The sequence below is a fragment of the Pseudomonas silesiensis genome (genome assembly GCF_001661075.1).
Lineage (GTDB): Bacteria > Pseudomonadota > Gammaproteobacteria > Pseudomonadales > Pseudomonadaceae > Aquipseudomonas > Aquipseudomonas silesiensis.
In genome coordinates this window covers 2,590,413-2,615,604 of sequence record NZ_CP014870.1, presented here as the reverse complement: position 1 = coordinate 2,615,604, position 25,192 = coordinate 2,590,413, and the positions used below count along the sequence as shown (strand labels likewise).

The 25,192-nt window shown below is 63.4% G+C and carries 22 protein-coding genes; 7 read left to right on the top strand and 15 right to left on the bottom strand.

Translation table 11 applies throughout. The annotated features are described in order from the left end of the window. Positions 1–4 precede the first annotated feature (4 nt). From PMA3_RS11840 to PMA3_RS11810, 7 genes are read right to left on the bottom strand one after another with little or no spacing between them, the layout of a single operon-like run. Positions 5–1,162, bottom strand: coding sequence for an acyl-CoA dehydrogenase family protein (locus PMA3_RS11840; protein WP_064677329.1), 1,158 nt, complete (start codon positions 1,160–1,162; stop codon positions 5–7). A 9-nt stretch (positions 1,163–1,171) separates the two neighbouring features. Further along, positions 1,172–1,924: an enoyl-CoA hydratase family protein gene (locus PMA3_RS11835; RefSeq protein ID WP_064677328.1), complete on the bottom strand. Its 753-nt coding sequence runs from the start codon at positions 1,922–1,924 to the stop codon at positions 1,172–1,174. Then, positions 1,921–3,033 carry an NAD(P)H-dependent flavin oxidoreductase gene (locus PMA3_RS11830; protein ID WP_064677327.1) on the bottom strand — a complete coding sequence of 371 codons (1,113 nt, stop codon included), beginning with the start codon at positions 3,031–3,033 and terminating at the stop codon, positions 1,921–1,923. Before PMA3_RS11830 ends, PMA3_RS11835 begins: the two co-directional genes overlap by 4 nt. Continuing rightward, complete coding sequence (locus tag PMA3_RS11825) at positions 3,030–3,938, bottom strand: enoyl-CoA hydratase (RefSeq protein ID WP_064677326.1); 909 nt, start codon at positions 3,936–3,938, stop codon at positions 3,030–3,032. Before PMA3_RS11825 ends, PMA3_RS11830 begins: the two co-directional genes overlap by 4 nt. Before the next feature lie 16 nt (positions 3,939–3,954). Beyond that, complete coding sequence (locus tag PMA3_RS11820) at positions 3,955–4,752, bottom strand: CoA-transferase subunit beta (protein ID WP_064677325.1); 798 nt, start codon at positions 4,750–4,752, stop codon at positions 3,955–3,957. Positions 4,753–4,764: 12 nt separating this feature from the next. After that, positions 4,765–5,640: a CoA transferase subunit A gene (locus PMA3_RS11815; protein WP_064680675.1), complete on the bottom strand. Its 876-nt coding sequence runs from the start codon at positions 5,638–5,640 to the stop codon at positions 4,765–4,767. A 13-nt stretch (positions 5,641–5,653) separates the two neighbouring features. After that, entirely contained in the window at positions 5,654–6,544 is an 891-nt protein-coding gene (locus PMA3_RS11810) for a VOC family protein (protein ID WP_064677324.1), read from the bottom strand. A 447-nt stretch (positions 6,545–6,991) separates the two neighbouring features. Here PMA3_RS11810 and PMA3_RS11805 point away from each other — a divergent pair, with 447 nt between their 5' ends. Together PMA3_RS11805 and PMA3_RS11800 are read left to right on the top strand one after the other, a co-directional pair. Then, on the top strand, positions 6,992–8,164 hold the full coding sequence (locus tag PMA3_RS11805; protein WP_064677323.1) for an acyl-CoA dehydrogenase family protein: 1,173 nt from the start codon (positions 6,992–6,994) through the stop codon (positions 8,162–8,164). After that, positions 8,161–9,354, top strand: a complete 1,194-nt coding sequence (locus PMA3_RS11800; protein ID WP_064677322.1) for an acyl-CoA dehydrogenase family protein — start codon at positions 8,161–8,163, stop codon at positions 9,352–9,354. The genes PMA3_RS11805 and PMA3_RS11800 overlap by 4 nt, the downstream gene beginning before the upstream one ends. 426 nt (positions 9,355–9,780) lie before the next feature. Here PMA3_RS11800 and PMA3_RS11795 read toward each other — a convergent pair whose 3' ends face one another. Genes PMA3_RS11795 through PMA3_RS11785 form a run of 3 tightly spaced genes read right to left on the bottom strand, consistent with a single transcriptional unit; the run spans position 9,781 to position 11,938 of the window. Next, a complete protein-coding gene (locus tag PMA3_RS11795) occupies positions 9,781–10,416 on the bottom strand; it encodes a nuclear transport factor 2 family protein (protein WP_064677321.1) in 636 nt (211 codons plus the stop codon). Further along, positions 10,416–11,189: an SDR family NAD(P)-dependent oxidoreductase gene (locus PMA3_RS11790; protein WP_064677320.1), complete on the bottom strand. Its 774-nt coding sequence runs from the start codon at positions 11,187–11,189 to the stop codon at positions 10,416–10,418. The genes PMA3_RS11795 and PMA3_RS11790 overlap by 1 nt, the downstream gene beginning before the upstream one ends. 14 nt (positions 11,190–11,203) lie before the next feature. Then, complete coding sequence (locus PMA3_RS11785) at positions 11,204–11,938, bottom strand: SDR family NAD(P)-dependent oxidoreductase (protein ID WP_064677319.1); 735 nt, start codon at positions 11,936–11,938, stop codon at positions 11,204–11,206. Positions 11,939–12,212: 274 nt separating this feature from the next. On the opposite strand from PMA3_RS11785, the gene PMA3_RS11780 reads away from it, so the two are divergent. Continuing rightward, complete coding sequence (locus PMA3_RS11780; protein ID WP_064677318.1) at positions 12,213–13,046, top strand: alpha/beta fold hydrolase; 834 nt, start codon at positions 12,213–12,215, stop codon at positions 13,044–13,046. Positions 13,047–13,836: 790 nt separating this feature from the next. Here PMA3_RS11780 and PMA3_RS11775 read toward each other — a convergent pair. From PMA3_RS11775 to PMA3_RS11755, 5 genes are all read right to left on the bottom strand, one after another. Continuing rightward, a complete protein-coding gene (locus tag PMA3_RS11775; protein ID WP_064677317.1) occupies positions 13,837–15,069 on the bottom strand; it encodes an NADH:flavin oxidoreductase in 1,233 nt (410 codons plus the stop codon). Positions 15,070–15,142: 73 nt separating this feature from the next. Continuing rightward, positions 15,143–16,789 (bottom strand): DUF1302 domain-containing protein, encoded by a 1,647-nt coding sequence (locus tag PMA3_RS11770; protein WP_064677316.1) that lies wholly within the window; start codon positions 16,787–16,789, stop codon positions 15,143–15,145. A gap of 95 nt (positions 16,790–16,884) precedes the next feature. Beyond that, positions 16,885–18,501 carry a FadD3 family acyl-CoA ligase gene (locus tag PMA3_RS11765; protein ID WP_064677315.1) on the bottom strand — a complete coding sequence of 539 codons (1,617 nt, stop codon included), beginning with the start codon at positions 18,499–18,501 and terminating at the stop codon, positions 16,885–16,887. 20 nt (positions 18,502–18,521) lie between these two features. Next, a complete protein-coding gene (locus PMA3_RS11760; protein WP_064677314.1) occupies positions 18,522–19,544 on the bottom strand; it encodes a ferredoxin--NADP reductase in 1,023 nt (340 codons plus the stop codon). Between the two features lie 79 nt (positions 19,545–19,623). Continuing rightward, positions 19,624–20,811 carry an acyl-CoA dehydrogenase family protein gene (locus tag PMA3_RS11755; protein ID WP_064677313.1) on the bottom strand — a complete coding sequence of 396 codons (1,188 nt, stop codon included), beginning with the start codon at positions 20,809–20,811 and terminating at the stop codon, positions 19,624–19,626. A 471-nt stretch (positions 20,812–21,282) separates the two neighbouring features. Between PMA3_RS11755 and PMA3_RS11750 the strand changes: the two genes are divergently transcribed. The 4 genes from PMA3_RS11750 (at position 21,283) to dmpG (ending at position 24,920) form a co-directional block, all read left to right on the top strand. Next, positions 21,283–22,056: a glucose 1-dehydrogenase gene (locus PMA3_RS11750; RefSeq protein ID WP_064677312.1), complete on the top strand. Its 774-nt coding sequence runs from the start codon at positions 21,283–21,285 to the stop codon at positions 22,054–22,056. Between the two features lie 73 nt (positions 22,057–22,129). Further along, entirely contained in the window at positions 22,130–22,921 is a 792-nt protein-coding gene (locus tag PMA3_RS11745) for a fumarylacetoacetate hydrolase family protein (protein WP_064677311.1), read from the top strand. A 33-nt stretch (positions 22,922–22,954) separates the two neighbouring features. Then, positions 22,955–23,881 (top strand): acetaldehyde dehydrogenase (acetylating), encoded by a 927-nt coding sequence (locus PMA3_RS11740; RefSeq protein ID WP_064677310.1) that lies wholly within the window; start codon positions 22,955–22,957, stop codon positions 23,879–23,881. 10 nt (positions 23,882–23,891) lie between these two features. Then, positions 23,892–24,920 (top strand): 4-hydroxy-2-oxovalerate aldolase, encoded by a 1,029-nt coding sequence (gene dmpG / locus PMA3_RS11735; protein WP_064677309.1) that lies wholly within the window; start codon positions 23,892–23,894, stop codon positions 24,918–24,920. Positions 24,921–25,192: the final 272 nt, after the last annotated feature.

The window sequence follows — 25,192 nt, the reverse complement described above, 5'->3', positions numbered from 1 at the left end:
TTCCTTATTTCGGCAAGCCGAGCATCCGCTCGGCAATGATATTGCGCTGGATTTCGTTGGTCCCGGCGTAGATCGGTCCGGCCTGGGCGAACAGGAAACCCTCCAGCCAGCCAGCAGCATCGGTATCGGCATCCGGCAGCAGCTCGGCGCTGGCGCCCAGAATGCGCATGGCGGTTTCGTGCATTTTCAGGTCGAGCTCCGACCAGATGATCTTGTTGATGCTCGACTCGGCACCGATCTGCTCACCCCGGCTGAGGCGCCCGACCGTGTGGTAGGCCGACAAGGCATAGGCCTCGGCGCCCATCCAGGTGTCCAGCACCGCGTCACGCAGGCCCGGATCGCGGTCGGCGCTGTCGCGGTTGGCCTTGTACAGTTCCACCAACTTGCGTGCGGTGTACTGGAAACGCGCCGGTGAACGCAGCAGCAACCCGCGTTCAAAACCGGCGGTGGCCATTGCCACATGCCAGCCCTGCCCTTCGGCACCGATGCGGTTGGCCACCGGCACGCGGACGTCGTCGAAAAACACTTCGGCAAAGGCGTCCTTGCCATTGAGAGCCTTGATCGGACGAATACTCACGCCCGGCGCATTCAGTGGCACCATCACGAACGACAGTCCGTGGTGGCGCGAGGAGCCCGGTTCGCTGCGGAACAGGCCGAATAGCCAGTCGGCGAAGGTCGCTCGGGTCGACCAGGTTTTTTGGCCGTTGATCACGTAATGATCGCCATCGAGCGTGGCTTTGCTGGTGATCGCTGCCATGTCCGAACCGGCATTCGGTTCCGACCAGCCTTGTGCCCACATGTCCAGGCTGGCGGCCATGCGTGGCAGGAAGCGCTGCTTCTGTTCCGGGGTGCCGAATTCCATCAGGGTCGGCCCCAGCAACAACTGGCCGTTCTGGTTGACGCGCATCGGCGCCCCGGCACCGTAGTACTCCTCTTCGAAGATCAGCCACTCGATCAGATCGCAACCGCGACCGCCCAGTTCGGCGGGCCACATCACCATCGACCAGCGGCTCTCGAACAGCTTCGCTTCCCAGGCGCGGTGCTGCTCAAAGCCTTCCCGGGTGTCGTAGCTGGCCAGCGGTTCGCGCGGAAGGTTGGCCGCCAGCCAGGCGCGTACTTCGGCGCGGAAGGCGTTTTGCTTGGGGGTATAAGTCAGTTCCATGGCGTTCTCTCAGAACTTGGCGTCGCGTTTTTCGACGAAGGCCCGGCGCGTTTCCGCGGAGTCCGGGCTGCTGTAGGCCTGCATGGTGAAGCCCTGCTCCCAGCGGTATTTGTCTTCCAGGTTGCCGTCTTCGATGCCGTTCAAGGCTTCCTTGGCGATGCGGATCATGCCCGGGCTCTTCTCGGCGATTTTCGCCGCGATGCCCAAAGCGGTTTCGCGCAGTTGGTCCTTGCTGACGATGCGCTCGATAAAGCCGTATTGCAGGGCTTCGGGGGCGCCGATGCTGTCGCCGGTAAAGAACAGGTAACGGACTTTCTGCACCGGGAACAGCCGTTGCAAATGCGCACCGCCGCCCATGGCGCCACGGTCGACTTCCGGCAAGGCGAAGGTCGCGCAGTCAGAAGCCACGACAATGTCTGCCGCCCCGGTGATGCCGATGCCGCCGCCCAGGACAAAACCATGGACCGCGACGATCACCGGCACCGGGTTGCGGTGCACGGCCTTGAACGTGGCGTAGTTACCGGCGTTGACCTCGACGATCCGCTCTGGATACTTGTCCAGCTCCTTGATGTCGACACCGGCACAAAAGCCGCGGCCTTCGGCGCGGATCACGATCACCCGCACGTCGGGATTGGCCCCTAGGACTTCGATCTGTCGCGCCAGAGCGTGCCATTCCTGGCTGTCGAGGGCGTTGACCGGAGGTTTGGCGATCACCAGTTCAGCGATCCCCTGATTGAGTTGTGTCGTAAATGCCTGGTTCACAGGGGTTCTCCAATACTGGCGGGGTGGTTCGAAGGATGGGGCTGGCTGCGGGTCAGGAGTGCGTCCAGACATTGCTGGGCCTCGCTGGCGATGCCTTCAATGACTTCACGACAACTGAGCAATTCGCCGATGGCCGCCGCCACCTGGCCGCTGGGCAAGATGCCCTCGTCCGGGGCACCATCGACCATCGAGCGCTGCAACAACACCGGCTGGTTGGCGGCCATCACCACTTGCGACAGCTGCGAGGGGTCTTCACGCAATGCACGGATAAAGACCGAGGCCATGTGCCCCAGGCTCATGCCGGTCTGCTGCTTCCACTGCCAGGCACTTCCCAGGGCAATGCGCAGGCGACCGAACGGACCGGCCTTCTCCAGATGATTGATAAAACGGTTTTCGATCATGCGGTGGCGCATGCCATCCACCGCCGTGGTCACGCGCACCTGTTGCGGGTCGTTGACCTTCAGGTAGCGCTCCAGGGTCGCGGCCGGTGTCGGCGATTCGCGGGTCATGAGGAACCGCGTACCCATGGCGATGCCGGCGCCCCCGGCAGCCAGCACCGAGGCCAGGCCACGACCGGTGGCATAACCGCCGGCGGCGATCACCGGCACCTTGACCGCGGCCAGGACCTGAGGCAACAGAATGGAACTGGGTACACCGCCGGTATGACCGCCGCCCTCGCCGCCCTGAATGGTGATCAGGTCGGCGCCCAGTTCCACAGCTTTCAATGCATGTTTGAGTGCGCCCACGGTGGGAATGCACAACACCTTGGCCGCCTTGAAACGCGCGATGGTCTTTTTGTCCGGGCCGCGTCCGTAGCTCACGGCGCGCAAGCGGTACTGGATCGCCAGGTCGACACACTGCGCCGCGTTGTCCTGGAACATATGAAAATTGAGCCCGAAGTTGCTGCCACCGGTGGCGTCGATCACCTTGCGGATTTCGCCTTCCAGCTCATCGGCCGCGATGGTCGCCCCGGCCAGGAATCCGAAGCCTCCGGCCTGGGTGGTGGCGATCACCAGGTTGGCATCGGCAACCCAACCCATGGCGGTTTGCACAATCGGGTAGCGGCAACCGAGGGCCTCGGTCAGTGGCGTATCCAGCCAGTGGTTCATTGGCTCTTGTCCTCTGCCTGCTTGTTGGCCCGGGCCATGCCCTTGGCATCGAAGCCGCCCAGTTTGTCGCCAGACAACAGCTCGTTATGGGCATGCGCAAACTGGTGCCAGGCGAACACCGCATCCATCGCCGTGCGCTTGCCTTGCAGGTCCTCGACGTGATTGATCGCCTGTTTGGTCAGGGCCAGGCCCATGCGCGGCTGACGGGCGATGCCGGCGGCCAGGGCATAGGTGGCCTGCTCCAGCTCATCGCGGGGCACCATGCGGTTGACCATGCCCACTTGCCAGGCTCGGGTGGCGCTCATGCGGTCACCGGTGAAGAGGAATTCCTTGGCGATACGCGGGTTCATTTCATAGGGATGGGCAAAATACTCCACCCCCGGAATGCCCATGCGCACCACCGGATCCTGAAAGAACGCGTCATCACTGGCGACGATCAAATCGCAGACCCAGGCCAGCATCAGCCCGCCCGCCACGCACGCGCCCTGGACCATGGCGATGGTCGGCTTGGGCAGTTCACGCCAGCGCCGGCACATGCCCAGGTACACCTCCTGCTCGCGGGCATACAGCTGCTCGCCACCGGGCTTGTTGGTGTGGTCCCACCACAGGTGTGCACGCTCGAACGGCTTGTCGATATCGCGTCCAGGCGTGCCGATATCGTGGCCTGCCGAGAAATGTTTGCCGTTCCCACGCAGGACGATGACCTTGACGTTGTCGTCGTTCACCGCCTCGCGAAAGGCGGCGTCCAGCGCGTAGGTCATTTGCGAGTTTTGCGCGTTATTGAAGGTCGGCCGGTTCAGCGTCAACGTGGCGATCCCCTCGGCCACGCTGTACAGCACCGGTGTGTCTGTTTCGTAGACGGCTTTGTCCTCGCGGACGACGAATTCACTCTCGCTGCTGTGCATGTTCACTGTCCTCGCCTCAGGCCGTACGGATGCCGGGCGGGTTGCCCTTGATCGCCGTGGCGCGGTAATCGTGGGGGTCGAGTCGGCGGATCAGGGCCAACTGCTCTTGGGTTGGGTGCACGGTCTCGTGCAACTGCGCCGACTTGAGCAACGGGAAGCCGGTGTTGTTCTGGACCTGTTCGAAACTCACGCCGGGGTGCAAGGAGCGCACCTGCACCGCACGCTCCGGGCCATTGAAATCGAGGACGCACAGGTCGCTGACCACGCAATGGATGTCCATCAAATCGCGGCGTGTACATTCGGGCCAGCGCTCGGCCTTGAAGCCGACACCGGAGACCATGTCCACTTCACCGCTGACGAACACTCGGTTGTTATGGCTGGGAACGAAGAACGAGTTGAGGTGGTTGATGCTGTTGCCCGGCAAGCCGCGCACGCCAAGAATCGCGGTCTTGGGCTTTTGATAGTCGCCGACGCAAGACAGGTTGGTCTGGCCCCAGCGGTCGATCTGGGTCGGCCCGATCATCGCGTGGCGGCGTCCGCCCCACACGCATTCGAACACCCGCTCGAATGACATGTAGCCGGAGTAGCGCGGCACGTAGTCGCCACGCGGACCCAACGGGATAGGCTCTTCGACCAGGAACGCTTCGCTGTCGGTCATCAACAGTTCAGGGCTGTGGGTCAGTTTGGCCAGGCTGGCACCTAGGCGCGGAATCACGCCAAGGCCCGAGGCAATCACTTCACCATTGCCGCGCCAGGCTTCGGATGCGGCGACGATCATCAGTTCCGCGAGGGTAAAATCACAGGTTGCAGACATAGTGGCTAATCCTCAGAACACGGGAAGGGGCAAGGCGCCCATGGAGTCGGCACCGCCGTTCTGTGCCTGATAGTCCTGCTCGCCACCGGCGATGTAGGTCTGCACATAGTCCTGCCAGCCGTTTTCCGCCTGGCTGCTGGCGACATAACCCTTGAGGTGCTTCATGTCCCAGCCATAGTCGGGGGCGCAGAGCGTCGGGTGCGCACCGAGGGGCGCATGCACCACGCCTTTCACCAGGTAACGCTCGAAGGTGTTGAAACGGGCCATCTCGGCGCTCAGCTCCAGACGTTCTTCCAGGCGTTCGCACGAGACGAAGCACTGCTCGGCGGCACGGGCGAACAGGTGATCGAAATACGGGTCGGGCCCGGTCACCAGGCAGTTGCCCAGGCGGTCGGCGACGTTGACATGAAGAAACGCAACATCGAGATTGAGTGCCGGCATCGCCACCAGTACCTCGCCATCGGCATAGGGCGACTGGACAGTCTTGAGTTGCGGGTTCAGGCGCGTCACATCGGTGGCCAGGCCGCAACGGGTCGGCAGGAACGGCAAGCGCATGCCAGCGGCGCGCAGGCCCCACTGGAACATGCCTTCGTCCAGTTCCATCAACTCCAGTTCGCCCGCTTCGCGAGCCTTGCGGTAGTAGGGTTCCAGCGGAATGGCATCGAGGGTGGCGAAACCGAACACCAGCTTCTTGACCTTGCCGGCGGCGCACAGCATGCCCACTTCCGGGCCGCCGTAGGCGACTACGGTCAGGTCCTTGACTGGCGAGCGCAGGATCTCGCGCACAATCGCCATCGGCTTGCGCCGTGGTCCCCAGCCGCCGAAACCGATGGTCATGCCATCGCGCAATTGAGCGACCGCATCGGCCGCTGTCAGTTGTTTGTTCATCATGACAATTTCCTTAGCGTTGGCCGACCGAAAAGTCGTGCCCCCAAATGCTCACGCGGGTGAACTCGAATGCCGAATGTTCGGCCCAGTCGACTTGCAATCCGCCAAAGCCGTATTCCAGATCGAAACCGGATGGCGTCTTCATGTAGAAGCTGGTCATGCGGTCGTTGAGGTGCTGGCCGAGGGTCGCCGAGAGGCTCACGTCATGGGCGAGCAAACGGTCATGGGCACGCCCCACCTCGGTCATCGAATCCACCTCGACCATCACGTGCACGCAACCTGACGGCACCGGGTACTCGGCCAATGCCAGGCTGTGATGACGAGCGTTCTGGCAATGCAGGAAGTGAATGCGGACCGGCGGCACCGACGGGTCGGGACGGAAGTTGAAAATGTCCGACAGCTCGAAGCCCAGCACGTCCTTGGCGAAGGCCAGGGTGGCATCGAAGTTCGGCGCCGGCAGCACGGTGTGGCCCAGGCCCATGTCGCCGGTGAGGAAACGCGGCACACCCTGAGGCGAAACAAACGGCAGGCAATCGGAGCGATGACCCCAGCTCAGTTCATGGCAGTTGCCCGATGGGTCGGTGACCTTGACCAGCGCTTGCACACCGCGCTGATCGATCTCGGCGGCAGTGCCCGGCTGCCATTCGATACCGGCAGCGCTCAGGTGCTCAAGGGCTGCCTTGAACGCCGTCTCGTTGGCCAGCTCCCAGCCGGAGGCCAGGTAGCGCGCCTCGCTGCCTTCGACGATCAGCATGCGAAACGGGCGTTCGTCCATTTTCACGTACAAGCCACCGCCCGGCGCCGGGTGCACTTGCATGCCCAGCACGTCTTCGGCGTAACGCTGCCAATGGCTGAGGTTTTCGATCTGCGAGACGAAATAGCTCAAACCGCGAATGTCGATCATGCCTGGGTCCTCGTTGGCTGGATGGGCTTCGTGGCGAGCATTGTGCAAAGCGCCGCCCGCCCCTTCATCGTCCGTTGAGACTAAGCAACTGAGGCGCAGGAGCATGACGTCCCGTAGGAGCGAGGCTTGCCCGCGAAGAACGATGACGCGGTGCAGCAGATAAACCGCGGTGACCGGTTCGCCGGCAAGCCTGGCTCCTACAGGCGAAGAACGATGGCGCGGCATAGCGAATACACCGCGGCGCCTGGTTCGCTGTAGGAGCGAGGCTTGCCCGCGAAGAACGATGACGCGGTGCAACAGATAAACTGCGGCGGCCGGTTCGCCGGCAAGTCTGGCTCCTACAGGCGAAGAACGATGAGGCGATCTCCCTAGTCCGTTTTAGTGATTCGAACACCGTCTTCGAACCCCAGACTTTGCGCATCCATCCGCTTTGCAGAGACCGCCCCCATGGAGTTCGCTTTTACCGAAGAACACCTGATGATTCGCGACAGCGCCGAGCGTTTTCTCGCCCAGGCCAGCGACTCGCATGCCGTACGCGCCGCCATGAACCGCCCGGACGCTCATGACCCCGAGGTCTGGCAGCGGATCGGCCAGGAACTGTACTGGCCGGCGCTGATGGTGCCCGAGCGCTTTGGCGGCATGGGCCTGGGGTTTGTCGAGCTGGCGGTCCTGCTGGAGCAAAGCGGTCGCTACTTGCTGGGTTCACCGCTGTTCGCCACGGCATGCCTGGCCACTCCGGCCCTGTTGCTGGGGCACAACGAGGCCGTGCAGGAACACTGGTTGGGGGCGATTGCCGCCGGCGGAACCCGCGCCACACTTGCCTTCGCCAGTGTTACCGGACTGGAGGCGTGCAGTGTGCAAACCGTGGCCGAACCGCGTCCGGGAGGCTGGACGCTTGACGGCGAGTACGCCCAGGTCATCGACGGTGCCTCGGCCGACCTGCTGATCGTCGCCGCCCGAGCCCCCGGTTCTCAGGGCGAACAAGGCATCAGCCTGTTCGTCTTGCCGGGCGATACGCCGGGCGTGATGCGCAATCCCCTGGCAACCCTGGACCAGACCCGTCGCCTGGCACGCATTGAACTGCGTCAGGTGCAGCTCAGCGATGCGCAACGACTGTGTGGCCCCGAGCACGGCTGGGCGGTGTTGCGTGACACCCTGTTGATCGCTGCCATCGGCCTTGCCGCCGAGCAGACTGGCGGCGCCCAACAGGCCCTGGACCTGACCCTGGCGTACATTGCCGAACGCCGCCAGTTCAAACGCACCATTGCCAGCTTCCAGGCGATCAAGCACCGCTGCGCCGACATGATGCTGCAAGTCGAATGCGCCCGGTCGGCGGCCTACTACGCCGCCTGCGTCGTCCAGGAACGCCTGGACCCCAACGGCGATGCAGCGGTGGCCCAGGAGCTCGAGCTGGCCGCCGCCACCGCGAAGATCCATGCCAGCGAGGCATTTTTCCACTGCGCCGCCGAGTCGATCCAGCTGCATGGCGGCGTCGGTTTCACCTGGGAATACGATCCACACCTGTACTTCAAACGTGCCCGCGCCGGCGAGCACCTATTGGGCAGCCCGGCATTGCACCGCGAGCGCCTGGCCGCACATCTGCTGGGAGAGCAATCATGAAAATCGGTTTCAGTCGTGCAGACGAAGTGTTCCGCGAAGACATCGCCCAATGGATGGCCGAGCACCTGAGCGGCGAATTTGCGCCCTTGCGCTTTCGCGGTGGACCGGGCGATGAGCACAGCTTTCCTGAAGAGCGCAAAGCCTGGGAGCGCACGCTGGCCGCAGGTGCCTGGATAGGCGTCGGCTGGGCCAAAGAACACGGCGGACGGGGACTGTCCATCAGCCAGCAGGTGATCTTCCATGAGGAATATGCCCGCGCCGGTGGCCCCGGGCGCATGGGCCATATCGGCGAAGGCCTGGTCGGCCCGACACTTGCCGCCTTTGGTACCCCGGCCCAGCAGCAACGCCTGTTGCCCGGCATCCTCGATGGCAGCCAGTTCTGGTGCCAGGGCTATTCGGAACCGGGCGCAGGTTCTGACCTGGCCAACGTCCAGACCCGGGCGAAACTGGATGCCACGGGTGAGCATTGGCTGATCAGCGGGCAGAAGGTCTGGACCTCCCTGGCCCACGAGGCCGACTGGTGTTTCGTGCTGGCGCGCACCGAGCCCGGCAGCCAAGGGCATCACGGCTTATCGTTCCTGCTGGTGCCGATGGCCCAGGACACCATCCGCGTGCAACCGATCCAGCAACTGACCGGCACCAGTGAGTTCAACGAGGTGTTCTTCGACCAGACCATAACCCATGCCGACAACCTGATCGGCCAACCGGGCGATGGCTGGAAGATCGCCATGGCGCTGCTGGGTTTCGAGCGCGGCGTGTCCACGCTCGGTCAGCAGATGCAGTTCCACAACGAACTCGACGAAATCATCCGCATCGCCCGCGCCAACGGCGCCGCCCGCGACCCATTGCTGCGCCAGCGCATCGCCCAGGCCTGGGCCGGACTCAAGGTGTTGCGCTACAACTCCCTGCGCATGCTTTCGGGCCCGCAAGACGGCAATCTGGGGCGCGAAGCGATGATCTACAAACTGGCCTGGTCCACCTGGCACAGCGACCTGGGCAAACTGGCCATGGACGTGCTGGGCGACGCCGGGGAAATCCTCGACGCCGCGCCTTACCAGCTCAGCCGTCTGCAGTCGCTGTTTCTGTTCACCCGCTCCGACACCATCTACGGCGGCAGCAACGAAATCCAACGCAACGTCATTGCCGAGCGGGCGCTGGGCATGCCTCGGGAACCACGGGTCACGAATTGAACGATGCACCCGTTGTAGGAGCCAGGCTTGCCGGCGAAGAACGATAGCGCGGTGCAACAGATAAACCGCAGTGTCCGGTTCGCTGTAGGAGCCAGGCTTGCCGGCGAAGAACGATAACGCTGTGCAACAGATACACCGCGGTGTCCGGTTCGCTGTAGGAGCCAGGCTTGCCGGCGAAGAACGATAACGCTGTGCAACAGATACACCGCGGTGTCCGGTTCGCGGGCAAGCCTCGCTCCTACAGGCGAAGAATGATAACGCGGTGCAACAGATAAACCGCGGTGTCCGGTTCGCGGGCAAGCCTCGCTCCTACAGGCGAAGAACGATAACGCTGTGCAACAGATACACCGCGGTGTCCGGTTCGCGGGCAAGCCTCGCTCCTACAGAGAGAAAAATCGTTCCCACCGCGTGGGAACGATCAACTCATCAGCGCACCCGAATCTTCGGATCATCCGCCCCACGGCGCAGGGTCTTGAGGAAGCCTTCCAGCGGCGCGGGTTCGGCGATCTGCGGCAAGGCGTCTTTATCCGGGCGTTGCGCCCAGAACGCATCCCAGGACGGAAACAGCTCGTGGAAGGTACCGGCGTATGGCTCGCGCCCTGGCCAGCGCATTTTCAGGCCGCCGATCGGTGGTTTGTTCAAGTCGGTCGCGTACCAATAGCACGGCAAGCGGCGACGGAAGCACCAGCGCCCGTCGATCCGCTCGTAGTCGTCCCAGTACAACATCTGCATGATCACCCACTCTGGTCCGGTCTCATGCTCGTTCTTCGAATAGACCACGCCGGTGGCGTGATCGGCATCGCTGAACTCGATGATGTGTTGCCCCAGGTGATGGGAGGTGCCATGGAACTGCTTGCGCATGGTTTCGTCCAGCCATGCCTTGAGGTGCGCGCGACCGCTCTTGTCGCGGCCCACGCGCACATCCGGGGCGAAGCTGTTAGCCATGGCATCCATGTCGCGCATGTCCAGGGCCAGGGCGTACTTGCCGGCCAGTTGACGGATCGCGTCCAGCGATTCAAGGCGGTCGATGCGCTCGAGCAATACGTTCGTGTCCTGGTTCATCAGTCGAGCACCACGTACAGGTCCGAGCCGCGCCCGCCGTCCACCGCCAGGCTCGCGCCGGTGACATAGGAAGCCTCGTCGCTGGCCAGGAACAGAATGGCGTTGGCCAGCTCCACCGGCAGGCCGACCCGTTTCATCGGGATGACTTTTTCAGTGTTGGTGCGGGCCTTGGCGTCGCCCAGCATGCCGGCGGTGGCCGGGGTGTCGACCACGCCGGGAATGATCACGTTGCAGCGGACATTGTGCGGTGCGCCTTCGCTGGCCGCCGCCCGGCTGAAGTTGATCACCGCCGCCTTGGCCGCCGAGTAACCAGCCATCCACGCCGTGCCGAACAGGCCGCAGATCGAAGCGATGTTGACGATCGAACCGCCGCCCTGCTCTTTCATCAACTGCATCGCGGTGCGGGTGCCCCAGAAGGTGCCGTCCACGGTGGTGGAGAAGTTGGCATGCCAGTCGGCGGTGGTCATCGTGTCGATGCCGCCCCAGGTGTAAGCCATCGCGTTGTTGACCAGGATGTCCAGGCGCCCGTGACGTTGCGCGGTGGCTTGCAGCGCGCCCACATAGGCCTGTTCGTCGCTGACATCGGCCACGGCGATCTCGGCCTGGCCGCCCAGGGCCTGGATTTTTTCCTGCACGCCTTGCAGTGGCTCGATGCGTCGCCCGCACAGCACCACCGTGGCGCCCTCTTCGGCGAATCGCAGCGCGGTGGCTTCGCCGATGCCGGAGCCGGCACCGGTGATGAAGGCAATTTTTCCTTGTAAACGCTTGCTCATGGGTAACTCCCTGATCAGATAAAGGCCATGCCGCCGTTGACGGCGATGTTCTGCCCGGTCATGAAACTGGCGTCTTCGCTGGCCAGGAACACGGCGACTTTGGCGATCTCGTCGGTCTCGCACATGCGGCCCAGTGGTACGTTTTTCAGCAGCGCTTGCATGTATTCGTCAGGGATGCCGGCCATCATCGGCGTGTTGGTCGGCCCCGGTACCAGGGTGTTGACGCGTATGCCGCTGGCCGCCAGTTCACGGGCGATCGAACGGGTCAGGCCCATCACTCCGGCTTTCGAGGCGCAGTAGTGGCTTGGGCCGTCGCCGGTCAGCGCGGCGGTGCTGGAGAGGTTGATGATCGCGCCCTTGCGGCCACCTTTGATCATCAGCCTGGCGCCTTCACGGCAGCACAGGAACGTGCCGCCCAGGTTCACACCGATCACTCGCGCCCAGCTCTCGTCCGGAGTGTCGAGGAAGCTGTCCAGCCCGCCCACGCCAGCGTTGTTGACCAGGATGTCGAGGCCGCCAAAGTGCTGCTCCGCCTGGCCCATCGCATCGGCGACGGAGGCGCCGTCAGCGACGTTGCAGGCCAGGGCCAATACCTGGTCGCCCAGGTCTGCAAGGCTCTCGGCCAGGGCGGCTTGATTCAGGTCGACAGCCACCACCTTGGCGCCCTCGGCGACAAAACCACGCACGATGGCCTGGCCCATGCCCTGCCCGGCGCCGGTCACAAAGGCAACTTTATTGAGTAACTTCATCAGCAATCTCCGAATGTGCAAATACGCTGCAGCCCGCTGCCCTTGCAGTGGAGCCGTCACCTGCATGATTAGCGGCAAGTGCCTTGGCCCACATCGTCCGATGGGACTATCGCCGGGTGGTCTGAACGGACGATGCCGGCAATCCTCTACGGCCCCAGCATTCATGGGTGCACGCCACGTCAGGTGCAGCGTTTCCCTTCAACTCGTTGCATTCAATCCGCTGTCGCGCCTGACGCGGCAGTGCTTTATGAATCCGCTGAAAATGGAGAACCCCATGAACCAACCCGTAGACCTGCCTCTGCCCGTCGGCCATTACGCGACCCTGCCCAACGGCCTGCGCCTGCACTATCTGGATGAGGGCACAGGCCCCGTAGTGCTGTGGCTGCACGGCAGCGGGCCGGGCGCCAGTGGCTTCAGCAACTTCAAGGGCAACTACCCGCAAATCGCCGCTGCGGGCTATCGCAACCTCGTGCTCGACCTCCCGGGTTTCGGCCGTTCAGACAAACCCGAAGACGTGCAGTACAACCTGGAATTCTTCGTCGACTGCGTGGCGGCGTTCCTGGAGACCGTCGGTGTACGGCGTTGCACGCTACTGGGTAACTCGCTGGGCGGCGCGATCGCCCTGGGTCTGGCCCTGCGTCTGCCGCAACTGCCCCAAAGCCTGATCCTGCTCGCACCGGGCGGTGTCGAGGAGCGGGAAACCTACTTCAAGATGGACGGCATCGTGCGCATGGTCAGCCTGTTCAACGCCGGCCCCATCGGCATGGACGAGATGCGCAGCATGATGCGCCTGCAGTTGTTCGATGATTCGATCCTGCCCGAAAGCCTGTTGCAAGAACGCGTGGCGGTGGCGGTGACCCAGCCGAAGAACCTGTTCAGCACGATGATGGTGCCGAACATGGAAACACGCCTGGGCGAGATCCAGTGCCCGATCCTCGGCTTCTGGGGCACCAACGATCTGTTCAACCCGATCAGCGGCGCCCAACGCATCATCGACGGCGCGCCCAACGCCCGGTTCATCGTGCTCAACCGTTGCGGGCATTGGGTCCAGGTGGAACATCGCGAGCTGTTCAACCGCAGCTGCATCGACTTCCTGCAGAACGGCTGAAACGGGCGACGCGGTGTACCTGCTGCACCGCGTCATCGTTCTTCGCTGTAGGAGCCAGGCTTGCCGGCGAACCGGCCACCGCGGTGTATCTGTTGCACCGCGTCATCGTTCTTCGCCTGTAGGAGCCAGGCTTGCCGGCGAACCGGCCACCGCGGTGTATCTGTTGCACCGCGTCATCGTTCTTCGCCTGTAGGAGCCAGGCTTGCCGGCGAACCAGGCAACGCGGTGTATCTGTTGTACCGCGTTATCGTTCTTCGCGGTTTATCTGATGTACCGCGTTATCGTTCTTCGCTGTAGGAGCCAGGCTTGCCGGCGAACCAGGCAACGCGGTGTATCTGTTGTACCGCGTTATCGTTCTTCGCGGTTTATCTGTTGCACCGCCTTATCGTTCTTCGCGGGCAAGCCTCGCTCCTACAGGCGAACCGGGCAACGCGGTGTATCTGTTGCACCGCGTTATCGTTCTTCGCGGTTTATCTGATGTACCGCGTTATCGTTCTTCGCGGGCAAGCCTCGCTCCTACAGGCGAACCGGGCAACGCGGTGTATCTGTTGTACCGCGTTATCGTTCTTCGCGGTTTATCTGATGCACCGCGTTATCGTTCTTCGCGGGCAAGCCTCGCTCCTACAGGCGAACCGGGCGCCGCGGTGTATCTGTTGCACCGCGTTATCGTTCTTCGCGGGCAAGCCTCGCTCCTACAGGCGAACCGGGCACCGCGGTTTATCTGTTGCACCGCGTTATCGTTCTTCGCGGGCAAGCCTCGCTCCTACAGGCGAACCAGGCACCGCGCAGGTTAGCGACTCGCCGCCTGTTGGCTGTTCAACACGGCATCGCCGGGCTGGCCCAGTACGCAAGAGGTGCCGCCGGGGGTGTACATCATCGCCACGCAGCGGTTGCAGGCCGTGCAGATCGAGTCGCGGCTGGCACCACTTTCGAGTTTGTTGACATAGTCATTCTCGGCCAGCAACACCCGGCCCATGGCGACCAGGTCGAAACCCTCGGCCATGATCTTTTCGATGCTTGCCAGGCTCTTGGCGCCGCCCAGATAAGCCAGTGGCATTTTCACCGCGGCACGTACCTTGCGCGCATGTTCCAGCAAATACAGTTCACGGAATTCCACGGTCGGCTCTTTGCGGCGCTGGATGGCCATAGCCAGGGCGATGATCTTGTTCTTCTGTTGCACGCGGTTTTCCTTGGGGAAGGAAGAGCCGAACATGGTGGTGATCGACTCGGCATTCATCCCGGCGCTGAGCACCAGCAGGTGAGCACCCTCCTCTTCCAGCATGCGGGCGATCTGCGCCCCGTCTTCGGCACTGTTACCGGCGCGCACGCCTTCAGTGACGCTGTATTTGCAGATCACCGCCATGTCCTTGCCGACCGCGTCCAGCACCGCACGCAGCACCTGGCGCGGAAAGCGCAGGCGGTTTTCCAGGCTGCCGCCGTACTGATCGCGGCGCTTGTTGTACATCGGCGAAATGAACTGGCTGAGCAGGTAGCCGTGGCCCATGTGGATTTCCACGGCATCGAAACCCGCCTGGCGTGCCAGGCGTGCGCCTTGCGCGAATTCGCGCACCACTTGTTGCATGTCGGCTTCGGTCATTGCCTGTTTGAGGAACATGCCACTCATCAGGCCGATCTTGTTGAAACCGCCACTGGCTGACAGTGGACGTTTGGTCGAGCGTTCGCGGATGAAGGTAAAGCAGCCGCCGTGGGTGATCTGCGCGCTGGCCAGGCCACCGGCCTGGTGCACGCCGTCGGTCAGGGCCTTGAAGTGCGGCAGGCTGGATTGGGTGAAGGTCAACTGGTTGGGCAAGGTGCGGCCATCGCTGCTCACCGCGCAATAGGCCACGGTGGTCATGGCGGTGCCGCCAGCGACCAGGGCCGAGTGCAGCTTGACCAATTGTTTGGACGGTACGCCCTGGGCACTCATGCCCTCGTTGGTGGCGGACTTGATAAACCGGTTTTTCAGGGTCAGTGGGCCAATCGCAATAGGGCTGAACGGTGACGGGGTCGGACGAGGGTTCATGACAGGCCTCTCTTTGTTGTTATCAGGCTACAAATGAAGGCTGCGTCGCCATCTCGCGACGCAGCCATGATCATCAGAAGGTGTACTTGGCGTTGAGCGACAGATAATCGCGGTCAGCCAGCAGTCGGCCCTGGGCGACATCCGGCGAGCTCAGGTAGGCGACATAGGTCATGCCGATCTGGAAGTTGCCCAGGTATTTGAAGTCGCCCCCCACGGTCAGGCGCTTCTCGTCACGGCCCAGGCCCTGATAGGCGCTGCCGTCGACGTTCTGCGTCCACACCACTTTGGTGCTCAGGTCCAGGCCCGTGGCAATGGAGGGGTAATCCATGTAGGCACCAACGCCCAGCAGGGTCGAACCGCGGGTCTGGGTCTTCGACTCGAACGTGTCGAAGGTGCCGTCCACGCCGGCCCCACCGCCAGTGATGGTCAGGCTGTCTACCCCGTCGATGCGTTGATGCACCACTTCGCCCATGAAGGTGGTCTGATGGGCGAGCAGGCTTGGGCCCAGGATGTACATGGCGTTGAGATTGCCTTGCCAGATCTGACCGGTGGTGGGCGCGCCGTTGTTCAGGTAGACCGAGGCGCCATCGCGGTAGCTCAGGTCACCGGCATACTGCACCGAGTCGCCGACCTTGGAAGTGAAACTGATGCCCGTCAGCTTGACGTCTTCGAAGTAGCCCAGGCGATAGGACGGCGCGGTGCCGTCATGGCCGATGCTCTTGAGCGAGGAGTATTGGGTGGTGCCGGTGAAGTCGAAGAACATCGAGCCGATGCGCTCGTTATAGCGGTAATGGAACAGCCCCAGTTCGGTGTTCTCGGTGATCCGGTAGCGCACGCCGAGGCCCCATTGGCCGCTGTCGCTGGCATCTTTTTCACCGGCATAACCGACCGCCAGGCCGTTGGGCAGGCGGTCGACCGCACCGCTGCCCAGGCGATAGAACTCGGCGCCGGGACCGAACGTATCGCTGCCGAAGTAGTCGCCCACAGGGTTGAGCTGGGTCTTTTCCCACTCGTACTGGTAGTAGCCCACCAGCGCCAGGTTTTCATTCAGCGACCACGATCCGGACACCTGCCCCACCGGCAAGTACGAGTCCTTGGCCTCGGTACCCGGCACGTTGAACTTGGTGGCATCCACCGGGGCCTGGCCCTGGCTGATGTTAGGCCAGAACAGGCTCTCGCCCCAGGCCACCAGGTGCCGGCCGGCCTTGAGCGACAGGTACTGGGTCTCGCCGACATCGAAGTTGCCATACACATACGCATCGAGCAGTCGCGCCATGCTGCCACTGAGCCTGCGGGTTTCGTCGCTGAAGCCATCGTTGTGGCCGACCTTGTTCACCGTCTGCGGCGAGTCATTGGCGTTTTTCTGGTTGTAGACATCATCGTAGAACTGACTGCCGCGCAACACCGCACCGAGGTTGTCGTGCTTGAGTTGCAGCTCGCCAAACAGGCTCAGGCGGTTGTTGATCAACGATCCGCGCTTGAAGTTGCGCGTGCCGTCGTCGTTGTTCGGGTCGTTGAGGTATTGACTGGCCTGCTTGGCGGTACGCATGGAGGCGGTGTAGTTGACCGTCAGCGATGAATCCAGGGTGGTGTTTTCTCCCAGTTCGATGGTCGGTGCGGCGCTGGCTGTGGCACTGGCGATGGTGATGGCCGTTGCCAACAGGCAGCGACTACCGGTCAGGTTCCCCGAATGGCGCGCGACAGTGTTTCGCGTAAACATGCTCCTCTCCTTTTGTTGTTGTTTTTTCTAGTGTCGCCACAGCATGAAAAAAGCCGGTGCCACGCACATCGTCCGTTTGGTGAGAGAGGGCCGCCTCATGCCTGAGCGTCGTTGGCCACCACCGCCCGCAGTTCGTTCTTCGCCACCTTGCTAGACGGGTTGAGTGGCAAGGCGTTGAAGAAGCGCACCTGGCGCGGCACCTTGTAATTGGCCATCTGCTCTCGGCTCCAGGCGATCAGTTGCGCCTCGTCGAGCTCTCTACCTTCGCGCAGGACCACGCAGGCACACCCGACCTCGCCCATGCGCTCATCGGCGATGCCGATCACTGCCACCTGGGCAATGGCCGGGTGCCTGATCAGTGCCGCTTCGATTTCCGCCGGGTAGCAGTTGAAACCGCCGACGATGAACATGTCCTTCAGGCGGTCGGTGATGATCAGGTTGCCCGCCTCGTCCAGGCGCCCGACGTCGCCGGTGTGCAGCCAGCCTTCGGCGTCGATGGCTTCGCGGGTCGCTTCCGGGTTCTGGAAATAGCCCTGCATGATGTGAAAGCCACGCAGGCAGATCTCACCGGTAAGCCCGGCGTCCAGCGCTTGGTTATGCGGGTCGCGGATGCTCACTTCGGTGCCGGCAATCGGCCGCCCGCTAGTGCCGGCGATTACCTGCGCCGAGTCCTGGGGATCGCAGATCGTCGCCAGCCCGCCGCACTCGGTCAGTCCGTAGGCGGTGGTGACCACGGTAAATCCCAGCTCGTTGCGCATGCGCTCGATCAGGCTCGGCGGGATGCTCGCCGAACCGGTCACCGCGATGCGCAGGCTCGACAGGTCGGTCTGCTTGAGTCGCGGGTGGGCCAGCAGCGACAGGTACAGGGTCGGCGCGCCGGGCAGTACGCTGATGCGCTCACGGGCGATGCGCTGGAAGACTTGTTCTGCGTCGAACACCGCATGGGGCAGGATGGTCGCCCCGCCGATCAGGCAGGTCAGCCAACCGGCCTTGTAGCCAAAGGCATGGAAGAACGGGTTGACGATCAGGTAGCGGTCACCCGGCACCAGGCCGATGACCTTGACGTATTCGGTGAAGGCCCGCAGGTTCTGACCATGGCCGCTCATCACGCCCTTGGGTTTGCCGGTGGTGCCGGAGGTGAACAACAGGTCGCACACGGCCTCGGGGCCGACCGCCAATGCTCGCTGTCTGGCGCTGTCGGCATCGATGGTTGCCGCGCCGAGCAGGAACTGTGCAAGGGTCAAGTCCGACGACAGCCCCGGCGTGTCGCCATCTAACAACACCAGGTGTTCGAGGCTGGCCGGCCGATGGGGCGCGAGCAGCGCCGGGTAGTCGACGTCGAGAAAACGCTGCGGGACAAACAACACCCGGCAGCCGCTGCGCTCCAGCACATCGGCGGCCTCAAGGCCCTTCATGCGTGTGTTGATCGGCACCAGCACCGCACCGGCGCACTGAATGCCCAGCGCCGCGAGGATCCAGTCACCGCTGTTCGGCGCCCAGATACCGACCCGGTCGCCGGCCTGGATGCCCAGCGCCATCAAGCCCCGGGCAAAGCCCATGACCCGTTCTGGCAGTTCGGCGTAATCAGTGCACTGCCCGTTGTCTTCGATGGCCGTGCGACCGGCAAAACGTTCGGCGCTTTGGAACACCAACCGGGCAATGGTGGTGGGCACTTCGCTTAGCGGCAGGGATATCTTCAGGCTCTGGTTCATCGTAGGCTCGGTGATCTGCATCATTCGGGAAAACGGATACGCAAGTGGGCGCTGGTTGGCACAGCCTGGCAGGCCAGGATCCAGCCTTCGGCCAGTTCACCGCTGTCCAGCGCATCGTTGTGCAGCAGTTCGATGTCGCCACTTTCCAGCGTGCACATGCACGAGGCGCAGCCGCCCACTCGGCAGGCGCTGGGCGGATTCAGGCCGGCACGCTCCATCGCTGCCAGCACGGTTTCGCCGCTGTCGCAGGCCAGGTTGTGTTCCTCGCCATCCAGGCGCACCGATAACTGCGCAGCCATCGCCGCTTCACTGCTGGCCGCCAGGGGGAGTTCGCCTTCGCCGGGCAATGAGACAAAGCGTTCGACATGGACCCGACCACCGGGCAGGCCCAGGCTTTTCAGTGCACTGACCGCCGCGTCCATGAACGGCCCGGGGCCGCAGATAAAGGCCCGGGCGTCAGTAAACGGACGCGCCAGTTCAGCCAATTGCTCGACGGCCGGAATGCCCTGCACCGAATCGAGCCAGTGGACAATCTGCAGACGTTGCGGGTGCGCGCTGGCCAGGGCCTTGAGTTCGTCGCGAAAAATCACCGAGGCTTCATCGCGGTTGGCGTAGATCAACAGAATCCTGCCGTGGCCGGCCAACAGCGCCGACCGCAGGATTGAAAGCACTGGCGTCACGCCGCTGCCCCCGCCGAACAGCAGCAGGTCGTCGTCCAGACTGCGCGGCACAAACACCCCGGCGGGCGGCAGCACCTCCAGGGTTTGACCGGCCTGCAACTCGCCGCAGAGCCAGTTCGAGGCCCGGCCGTCACGCACACGCTTGACCGTCACCCGCAGCGGTTCGCCCAGCAACGGCGTGCTCGACAACGAATAACAGCGCGGCAACCAGCCGTCCTCGAAGGGCACTCGCAAGGTCAGGAACTGGCCGGGTTGATAACGAAAGTGTTCGCTCAAATGCTCCGGCACGTCGAAAACCAGGGAACGCGCATCAGCGGTTTCCTCGATCACTCGCGCCACGCGCAGGGCAAGATAATTGTTCATAGCTCAGGTACTCATGACCACCTGCCCGTGTATCACGGGCAGGTGTAAACCCAGGGGTATCGAAACGGGCACCATGGCCTCAGACGTACGGGTCCGGGTTCGGCAGGCCCAGCATCACCGCGCCGTAGCTGCGCCCGTAGGCCATGTAGTTGTTGGCGATGTGCCCACGCGCCTGGTGCAGGTCGCGGAACAGCCGCGCCACCGGGTTGGTGTTGTACAAGCCAGAGGCGGCCATGCTGCGCAGCAGATCGTTGGCCCGCTCGGCGCAGATGTTGGTTACATAGGCTGACTGGTAGCGATACAGCAGGCGGGTTTCGGTGTCCGGGTATTCGCCGGCACGGGCCAGGCTCATCAGGTGCTCGTAGTTGCGCTCCAGCACCAGGCGCAGGCTGTCGACGGTGATCATCGCCTCGGCAACAGCGGTTTGCGCCACCGGATCGTCAGCGGTACGGGCGCCATGCTTGCCGATGTGTTTGGCGGCGTTGTCGCGGAACTCGTTGATCGCGCCTTGCAGGGCACCGATGGCCGAGGTCGAGACAGCGCGCGAGAACACCTGGGCGAAGGGGATCGCGTAGATCGGGTTGGTGTTGACCAGGCGCCCGGGCGTCGCTTCAAGGGTCCAGTTATTGGTGCGTTGCACGCGATGGGCCGGGACGAATACATCCTCGACCACGATGTCATGGCTGCCGGTGCCGCGCAGGCCCAGCACGTCCCAATTGCGCTCGATCAGATAGTCGCGTTGTGGCAGCAGGAAGGTGCCGTGCTCGGCGGCCAGTTCGCCATCGGGTGGCAGGATGCCGCCCAACAGCACCCATTGGCAGTGCTCGCTGCCGCTGGAGAAACCCCAGCGTCCGCTGATCCGGTAACCGCCTTCCACCACCGTGACCTTGGCCGCCGGCATATAAGTCGAGCAGATCAGGGTGCTGTGGTCATCGGCCCAGACTTCACGCTGTGCTTCGATCGGATAACGTGCCAGCTGCCAGGGGTGAACCCCCATCACGCCGTAGATCCAGGCCGTGGACATGCAACCCTCGGCGAGGATGGTCTGGATTTCGAAGAAGGTTCGCGGGTCCACTTCATAACCACCGAACGCCTTTGGCTGCAAGGCCCGCAGCAAACCGGCGGCCTGCAACTCGACGATGCTCTCCACCGGTACCTTCTGATCCTTGTCGGCCTGCGCCGTGCGCGCCTTGAGTGCCGGCACCAGGCTGCGCGCACGTTCCAGCAGATCACGTTCGTCCTGGGTCTTTTCTCGCATGCTGTGCATCACTCAATTCTCCCGATCTCACTGCGCCACTGCGCGAGTTGTGATGGATCATCGGATCGAGCGAACAATCATTCATCGTCAAAGCGGACTAGGGGGGACCCGGTTCCGTAGGAGCGAGGCTTGCCCGCGAAGAACGATAACGCGGTTTGATAGATACACCGCAGCGTCCGGTTCGCCGGCAAGCCTGGCTCCTACAGGCGAAGAACGATAACGCGGTGCAACAGATAGACCGTGGTGCCCGGTTCGCCGGCAAGCCTGGCTCCTACAGGCGAAGAACGATAGCGCGGTGCGACAGATAAACCGCGGTGTCTGGTTCGCCGGCAAGCCTGGCTCCTACAGGCGAAGAACGATAACGCCGTGCAACAGATAAACCGCGGCACCCGCGGCGCTAGTCCATTGAGACGATGCTGGCGGCAGCCGTGGCGGCGATATTAAATTCCATCGACAATCGACCCCACGGAGCAAGGGCCCATGAGTATTTTGCAGCGTTTCCAGATGCACGGCAGCGTCGCCATCGTCACCGGTAGCGGCCGCGGCATTGGTCGGGCGATTGCCTTGGCGTATGCCGAAGCCGGCGCCGATGTAGTGTGCTCGGCACGTTCGCTGGATGAAGTAGAGGCCGTGGCCGAAGAAGTTCGCGGTCTGGGCCGGCGCGCCCTGGCGTTCGCCTGTGACGTCAACGATGCCGAGCAACGCCAGGCACTGGTGCGCCACAGCGTTGAGCAAATGGGCCGTATCACGCATCTGGTCAACAACGTTGGCGGCGGCGGGCCCAACGATCCTCTGGCGATGACGCCTGAACAGTTCGCCGAGGTGCTGAACTTCAACGTCGCCACCAGCTACGCCTTCTGCCAGTTGTGCGTGCCGCTGATGCGCGAGGCCGGTGGCGGCAACATCATCAATATCAGCTCGGTGGCGGCGCGCTATGCCCAGCGCCATTTCAGCGCCTACGGCACGGCCAAGGCCGCCCTCAGCCATCTGACCCGCCTGCTGGCCCAGGACTTCGCGCCGCAGATCCGGGTCAACGCCGTCGCGCCCGGCCCTACCCTGACCGAAGCGCTGAACGGCGTGATGCCCGCCGCCATGCGCGAAGTCATGGAAGCCAACACCCCGCTCAAATGCCTGGGCACCCCGCAAGACATCGCCGCCGCCGCGCTGTACCTGGCCAGCCCCGCTTCGGCCTGGGTGACCGGCAAGATCATTGATGTCGATGGCGGCGCCGACTCGTCGGTCTGGCCCGGCTGACCGACTCCTTTGGGCCTGCCCCTGATGACGTTGGGGCGGGCTTTTTTCTTCCCATTCATGTGGAGCCCTCGCCATGGACACCCATTTGATCAATGCGCTCGGCGACGAGTTGTTCAACGCCCTGCGCGGTCGCCAGACGCTGCCCCCCCTGACCCGCCGTTATCCGCAGATCACCCTGGAGCAGGCCTACCGGATCTCCCTGCACTTCCTGCAACGCCGCGAAGCCCTTGGCGAGCGGGTGATCGGCAAGAAAATCGGGGTCACCAGCCGCGCCGTGCAGGAAATGCTCGATGTCCACCAACCGGACTTCGGGTTCCTCACCGACGCCATGCAGGTCGAGGATGGCAGCGATGTCAGCCTGGCCCGCCATAACCTGATCCAGCCACGGGCCGAAGGTGAAATCGCCTTTATCCTCGCCGAAGACCTGCAAGGCCCGGGCATCAGCGCCGAGGACGTGCTGGCCGCCAGCCAATGGGTCGTGCCGTGCTTCGAGATCGTCGATTCGCGGATCGACGACTGGCAGATCCGCATCCAGGACACCGTGGCCGACAACGCGTCCTGCGGCGTATTCGCCCTCGGCACCCAGCGCATCGACCCGCGTTCACTGGACCTGGCCGCGGTGCACATGCAACTGCTGAAAAACGGCCAGCCGGCAGGCTCGGGCCTGGGCTCGGCGGTGCAAGGCCATCCCTGCGCGGCCGTGGCCTGGCTGGCCAATACCCTGGGCGAACTGGGCATCCCGTTCCGCCGTGGCGAAATCATTCTTTCCGGTGCGCTGGCGCCGCTGGTGCCAGTGGTCGCCGGCGACCGCATCAGCCTGTCCATGACCGGGCTGGGCGAAACCAGCCTGCGCTTTGTCCCGTGAATCGCCCTTCCCTCTTCAGGAGCCAAAAAAAACATGAGCAAAAAGATCAAATGCGCGCTGATCGGGCCGGGTAACATCGGCACCGACCTGCTGTACAAACTGATGCGCAGCGAAGTACTCGAACCGGTGTGGATGGTGGGCATCGACGCCTCCTCCGAAGGCCTGGCGCGGGCTCGCGAGCTGGGCCTGAAAACCACCGCCGATGGCGTCGACGGCCTGCTGCCCCATGTCCTCGAAGACCAGATCCAGATCGCCTTCGACGCCACCTCGGCCTACGTGCACGCGCAGAACTCGCGCAAGCTCAATGCCCTGGGCGTGTTGATGATCGACCTCACCCCGGCGGCCATCGGCCCGTATTGCGTACCACCCGTCAACCTCAAGTCCCAACTGGGACTGGGCGTGATGAACGTCAATATGGTCACCTGCGGCGGCCAGGCGACCATTCCGCTGGTGGCGGCGGTGTCCAGCGTGCAACCGGTGGAATACGCCGAAATCATCGCCACCGCCGCCTCCAAATCGGTCGGTCCCGGCACCCGGAAAAACATCGACGAGTTCACCCGCACCACCGCCAGCGCAGTGGAAAAGGTCGGCGGCGCGAAGAAAGGCAAGGCGATCATCATCATCAACCCTGCCGAACCACCGCTGATGATGCGCGACACCGTGCACTGCCTGACCGCCAGTGAACCCGACCAGCCGGCGATCACCGCTGCCATCGAGGCCATGATCAAGCAAGTGCAACGCTATGTGCCCGGCTACAGGCTGGTCAACGGCCCGGTGTTCGACGGCAATCGGGTGTCGATCTTCATGGAAGTCGAAGGCCTGGGCGATTACCTGCCCAAGTACGCCGGCAACCTCGACATCATGACCGCCGCCGCGGCACGCACCGCCGAGATGTTCGCCGAGGAAATCCTCAAGGGTGAACTCGTGCTGCAAGCCACCGCCCAAACCGCCCACGCATAAGGAGCCGACCATGGATCTTCGCGGCAAAAGCATCACCGTTCACGACATGTGCCTGCGCGACGGCATGCACCCCAAGCGTCACCAGATCAGCCTGCAGCAAATGAAGGACATCGCCTGCGGCCTCGACGCGGCCGGCGTACCGTTGATCGAAGTCACTCACGGCGATGGCCTGGGCGGCAGCTCGGTGAACTATGGCTTCCCGGCCCATACCGACGAGGAGTACCTGTCGGCGGTGATCCCGCTGATGAAAAAGGCCAAGGTCTCGGCCCTGCTGCTGCCGGGCATCGGCACCGTCGACCACCTGACGATGGCCCATGAGCTGGGGGTCAACACCATTCGCGTGGCCACCCATTGCACCGAGGCCGATGTCAGCGAACAGCACATCTCCCACGCCCGTGGCCTGGGCATGGACACCGTTGGTTTCCTGATGATGGCCCACATGAACAGCCCCGAAGGCCTGGTCAAGCAAGGCTTGCTGATGGAAAGCTACGGCGCCAACTGCATCTACCTGACCGACTCGGCGGGCTACCTGCTGCCGCACGACGTCAGCGCCCGCGTGGCGGCGATGCGCGCGGCCCTCAAGCCCGAGACCGAGATCGGCTTTCATGGCCACCACAATCTGTCGATGGGCGTGTCCAACTCCATCGCCGCGATTGCTGCCGGGGCCAACCGTATCGACGCCGCCTGCGCGGGCCTCGGCGCGGGTGCAGGCAACACGCCGATGGAAGTACTGGTAGCAGTGTGCGACCGCATGGGCATCGAGACTGGCGTCAGCGTGTTTGGCATCCAGGACGTGGCCGAGGATCTGGTGGTGCCGATCATGGACTTCCCGATCCGCAGCGACCGCGATGCCCTGACCATGGGCTACGCCGGGGTCTATGGCTCGTTCCTGTTGTTCGCCAAGCGCGCCGAGAAAAAATATGGCGTGTCGGCCCGGGAAATCCTCGTGGAAATGGGCCGTCGCGGTATGGTCGGCGGCCAGGAAGACATGATCGAAGACACCGCCATGACCCTCGCCCGTCAGCAGCGGCAGGCGTAAAGACCAATGATCGTTCCCATGACGCGGGAACGATCGATACCCCCCTTGTAGGAGCGAGGCTTGCCCGCGAACCAGGCACTGCTGTTCATCTGGCACACCGCGTTATCGTTCTTCGCCTGTAGGAGCGAGGCTTGCCCGCGAACAAGGCGCCGCGGTTCATCTGACACACCGCGTTATCGTTCTTCGCCTGTAGGAGCGAGGCTTGCCCGCGAACAAGGCGCCGCGGTGTATCTGACACACCGCGTTATCGTTCTTCGCCTGTAGGAGCGAGG

Bases quoted from the DNA above. Each gene is read 5' to 3' on its own strand.
- PMA3_RS11760 (WP_064677314.1), bottom strand. From the start codon at position 19,544: ATGAACAATTATCTTGCCCTGCGCGTGGCGCGAGTGATCGAGGAAACC.
- PMA3_RS11750 (WP_064677312.1), top strand. From the start codon at position 21,283: ATGAGTATTTTGCAGCGTTTCCAGATGCACGGCAGCGTCGCCATCGTC.
- PMA3_RS11825 (WP_064677326.1), bottom strand. From the start codon at position 3,938: ATGCACAGCAGCGAGAGTGAATTCGTCGTCCGCGAGGACAAAGCCGTC.
- PMA3_RS11745 (WP_064677311.1), top strand. From the start codon at position 22,130: ATGGACACCCATTTGATCAATGCGCTCGGCGACGAGTTGTTCAACGCC.
- PMA3_RS11840 (WP_064677329.1), bottom strand. From the start codon at position 1,162: ATGGAACTGACTTATACCCCCAAGCAAAACGCCTTCCGCGCCGAAGTA.
- PMA3_RS11765 (WP_064677315.1), bottom strand. From the start codon at position 18,501: ATGAACCAGAGCCTGAAGATATCCCTGCCGCTAAGCGAAGTGCCCACC.
- PMA3_RS11785 (WP_064677319.1), bottom strand. From the start codon at position 11,938: ATGAAGTTACTCAATAAAGTTGCCTTTGTGACCGGCGCCGGGCAGGGC.
- PMA3_RS11815 (WP_064680675.1), bottom strand. From the start codon at position 5,640: ATGAACAAACAACTGACAGCGGCCGATGCGGTCGCTCAATTGCGCGAT.
- PMA3_RS11830 (WP_064677327.1), bottom strand. From the start codon at position 3,033: ATGAACCACTGGCTGGATACGCCACTGACCGAGGCCCTCGGTTGCCGC.
- PMA3_RS11755 (WP_064677313.1), bottom strand. From the start codon at position 20,811: ATGCACAGCATGCGAGAAAAGACCCAGGACGAACGTGATCTGCTGGAA.
- PMA3_RS11800 (WP_064677322.1), top strand. From the start codon at position 8,161: ATGAAAATCGGTTTCAGTCGTGCAGACGAAGTGTTCCGCGAAGACATC.
- PMA3_RS11805 (WP_064677323.1), top strand. From the start codon at position 6,992: ATGGAGTTCGCTTTTACCGAAGAACACCTGATGATTCGCGACAGCGCC.
- PMA3_RS11795 (WP_064677321.1), bottom strand. From the start codon at position 10,416: ATGAACCAGGACACGAACGTATTGCTCGAGCGCATCGACCGCCTTGAA.
- dmpG (WP_064677309.1), top strand. From the start codon at position 23,892: ATGGATCTTCGCGGCAAAAGCATCACCGTTCACGACATGTGCCTGCGC.
- PMA3_RS11770 (WP_064677316.1), bottom strand. From the start codon at position 16,789: ATGTTTACGCGAAACACTGTCGCGCGCCATTCGGGGAACCTGACCGGT.
- PMA3_RS11790 (WP_064677320.1), bottom strand. From the start codon at position 11,189: ATGAGCAAGCGTTTACAAGGAAAAATTGCCTTCATCACCGGTGCCGGC.
- PMA3_RS11740 (WP_064677310.1), top strand. From the start codon at position 22,955: ATGAGCAAAAAGATCAAATGCGCGCTGATCGGGCCGGGTAACATCGGC.
- PMA3_RS11820 (WP_064677325.1), bottom strand. From the start codon at position 4,752: ATGTCTGCAACCTGTGATTTTACCCTCGCGGAACTGATGATCGTCGCC.
- PMA3_RS11810 (WP_064677324.1), bottom strand. From the start codon at position 6,544: ATGATCGACATTCGCGGTTTGAGCTATTTCGTCTCGCAGATCGAAAAC.
- PMA3_RS11780 (WP_064677318.1), top strand. From the start codon at position 12,213: ATGAACCAACCCGTAGACCTGCCTCTGCCCGTCGGCCATTACGCGACC.
- PMA3_RS11775 (WP_064677317.1), bottom strand. From the start codon at position 15,069: ATGAACCCTCGTCCGACCCCGTCACCGTTCAGCCCTATTGCGATTGGC.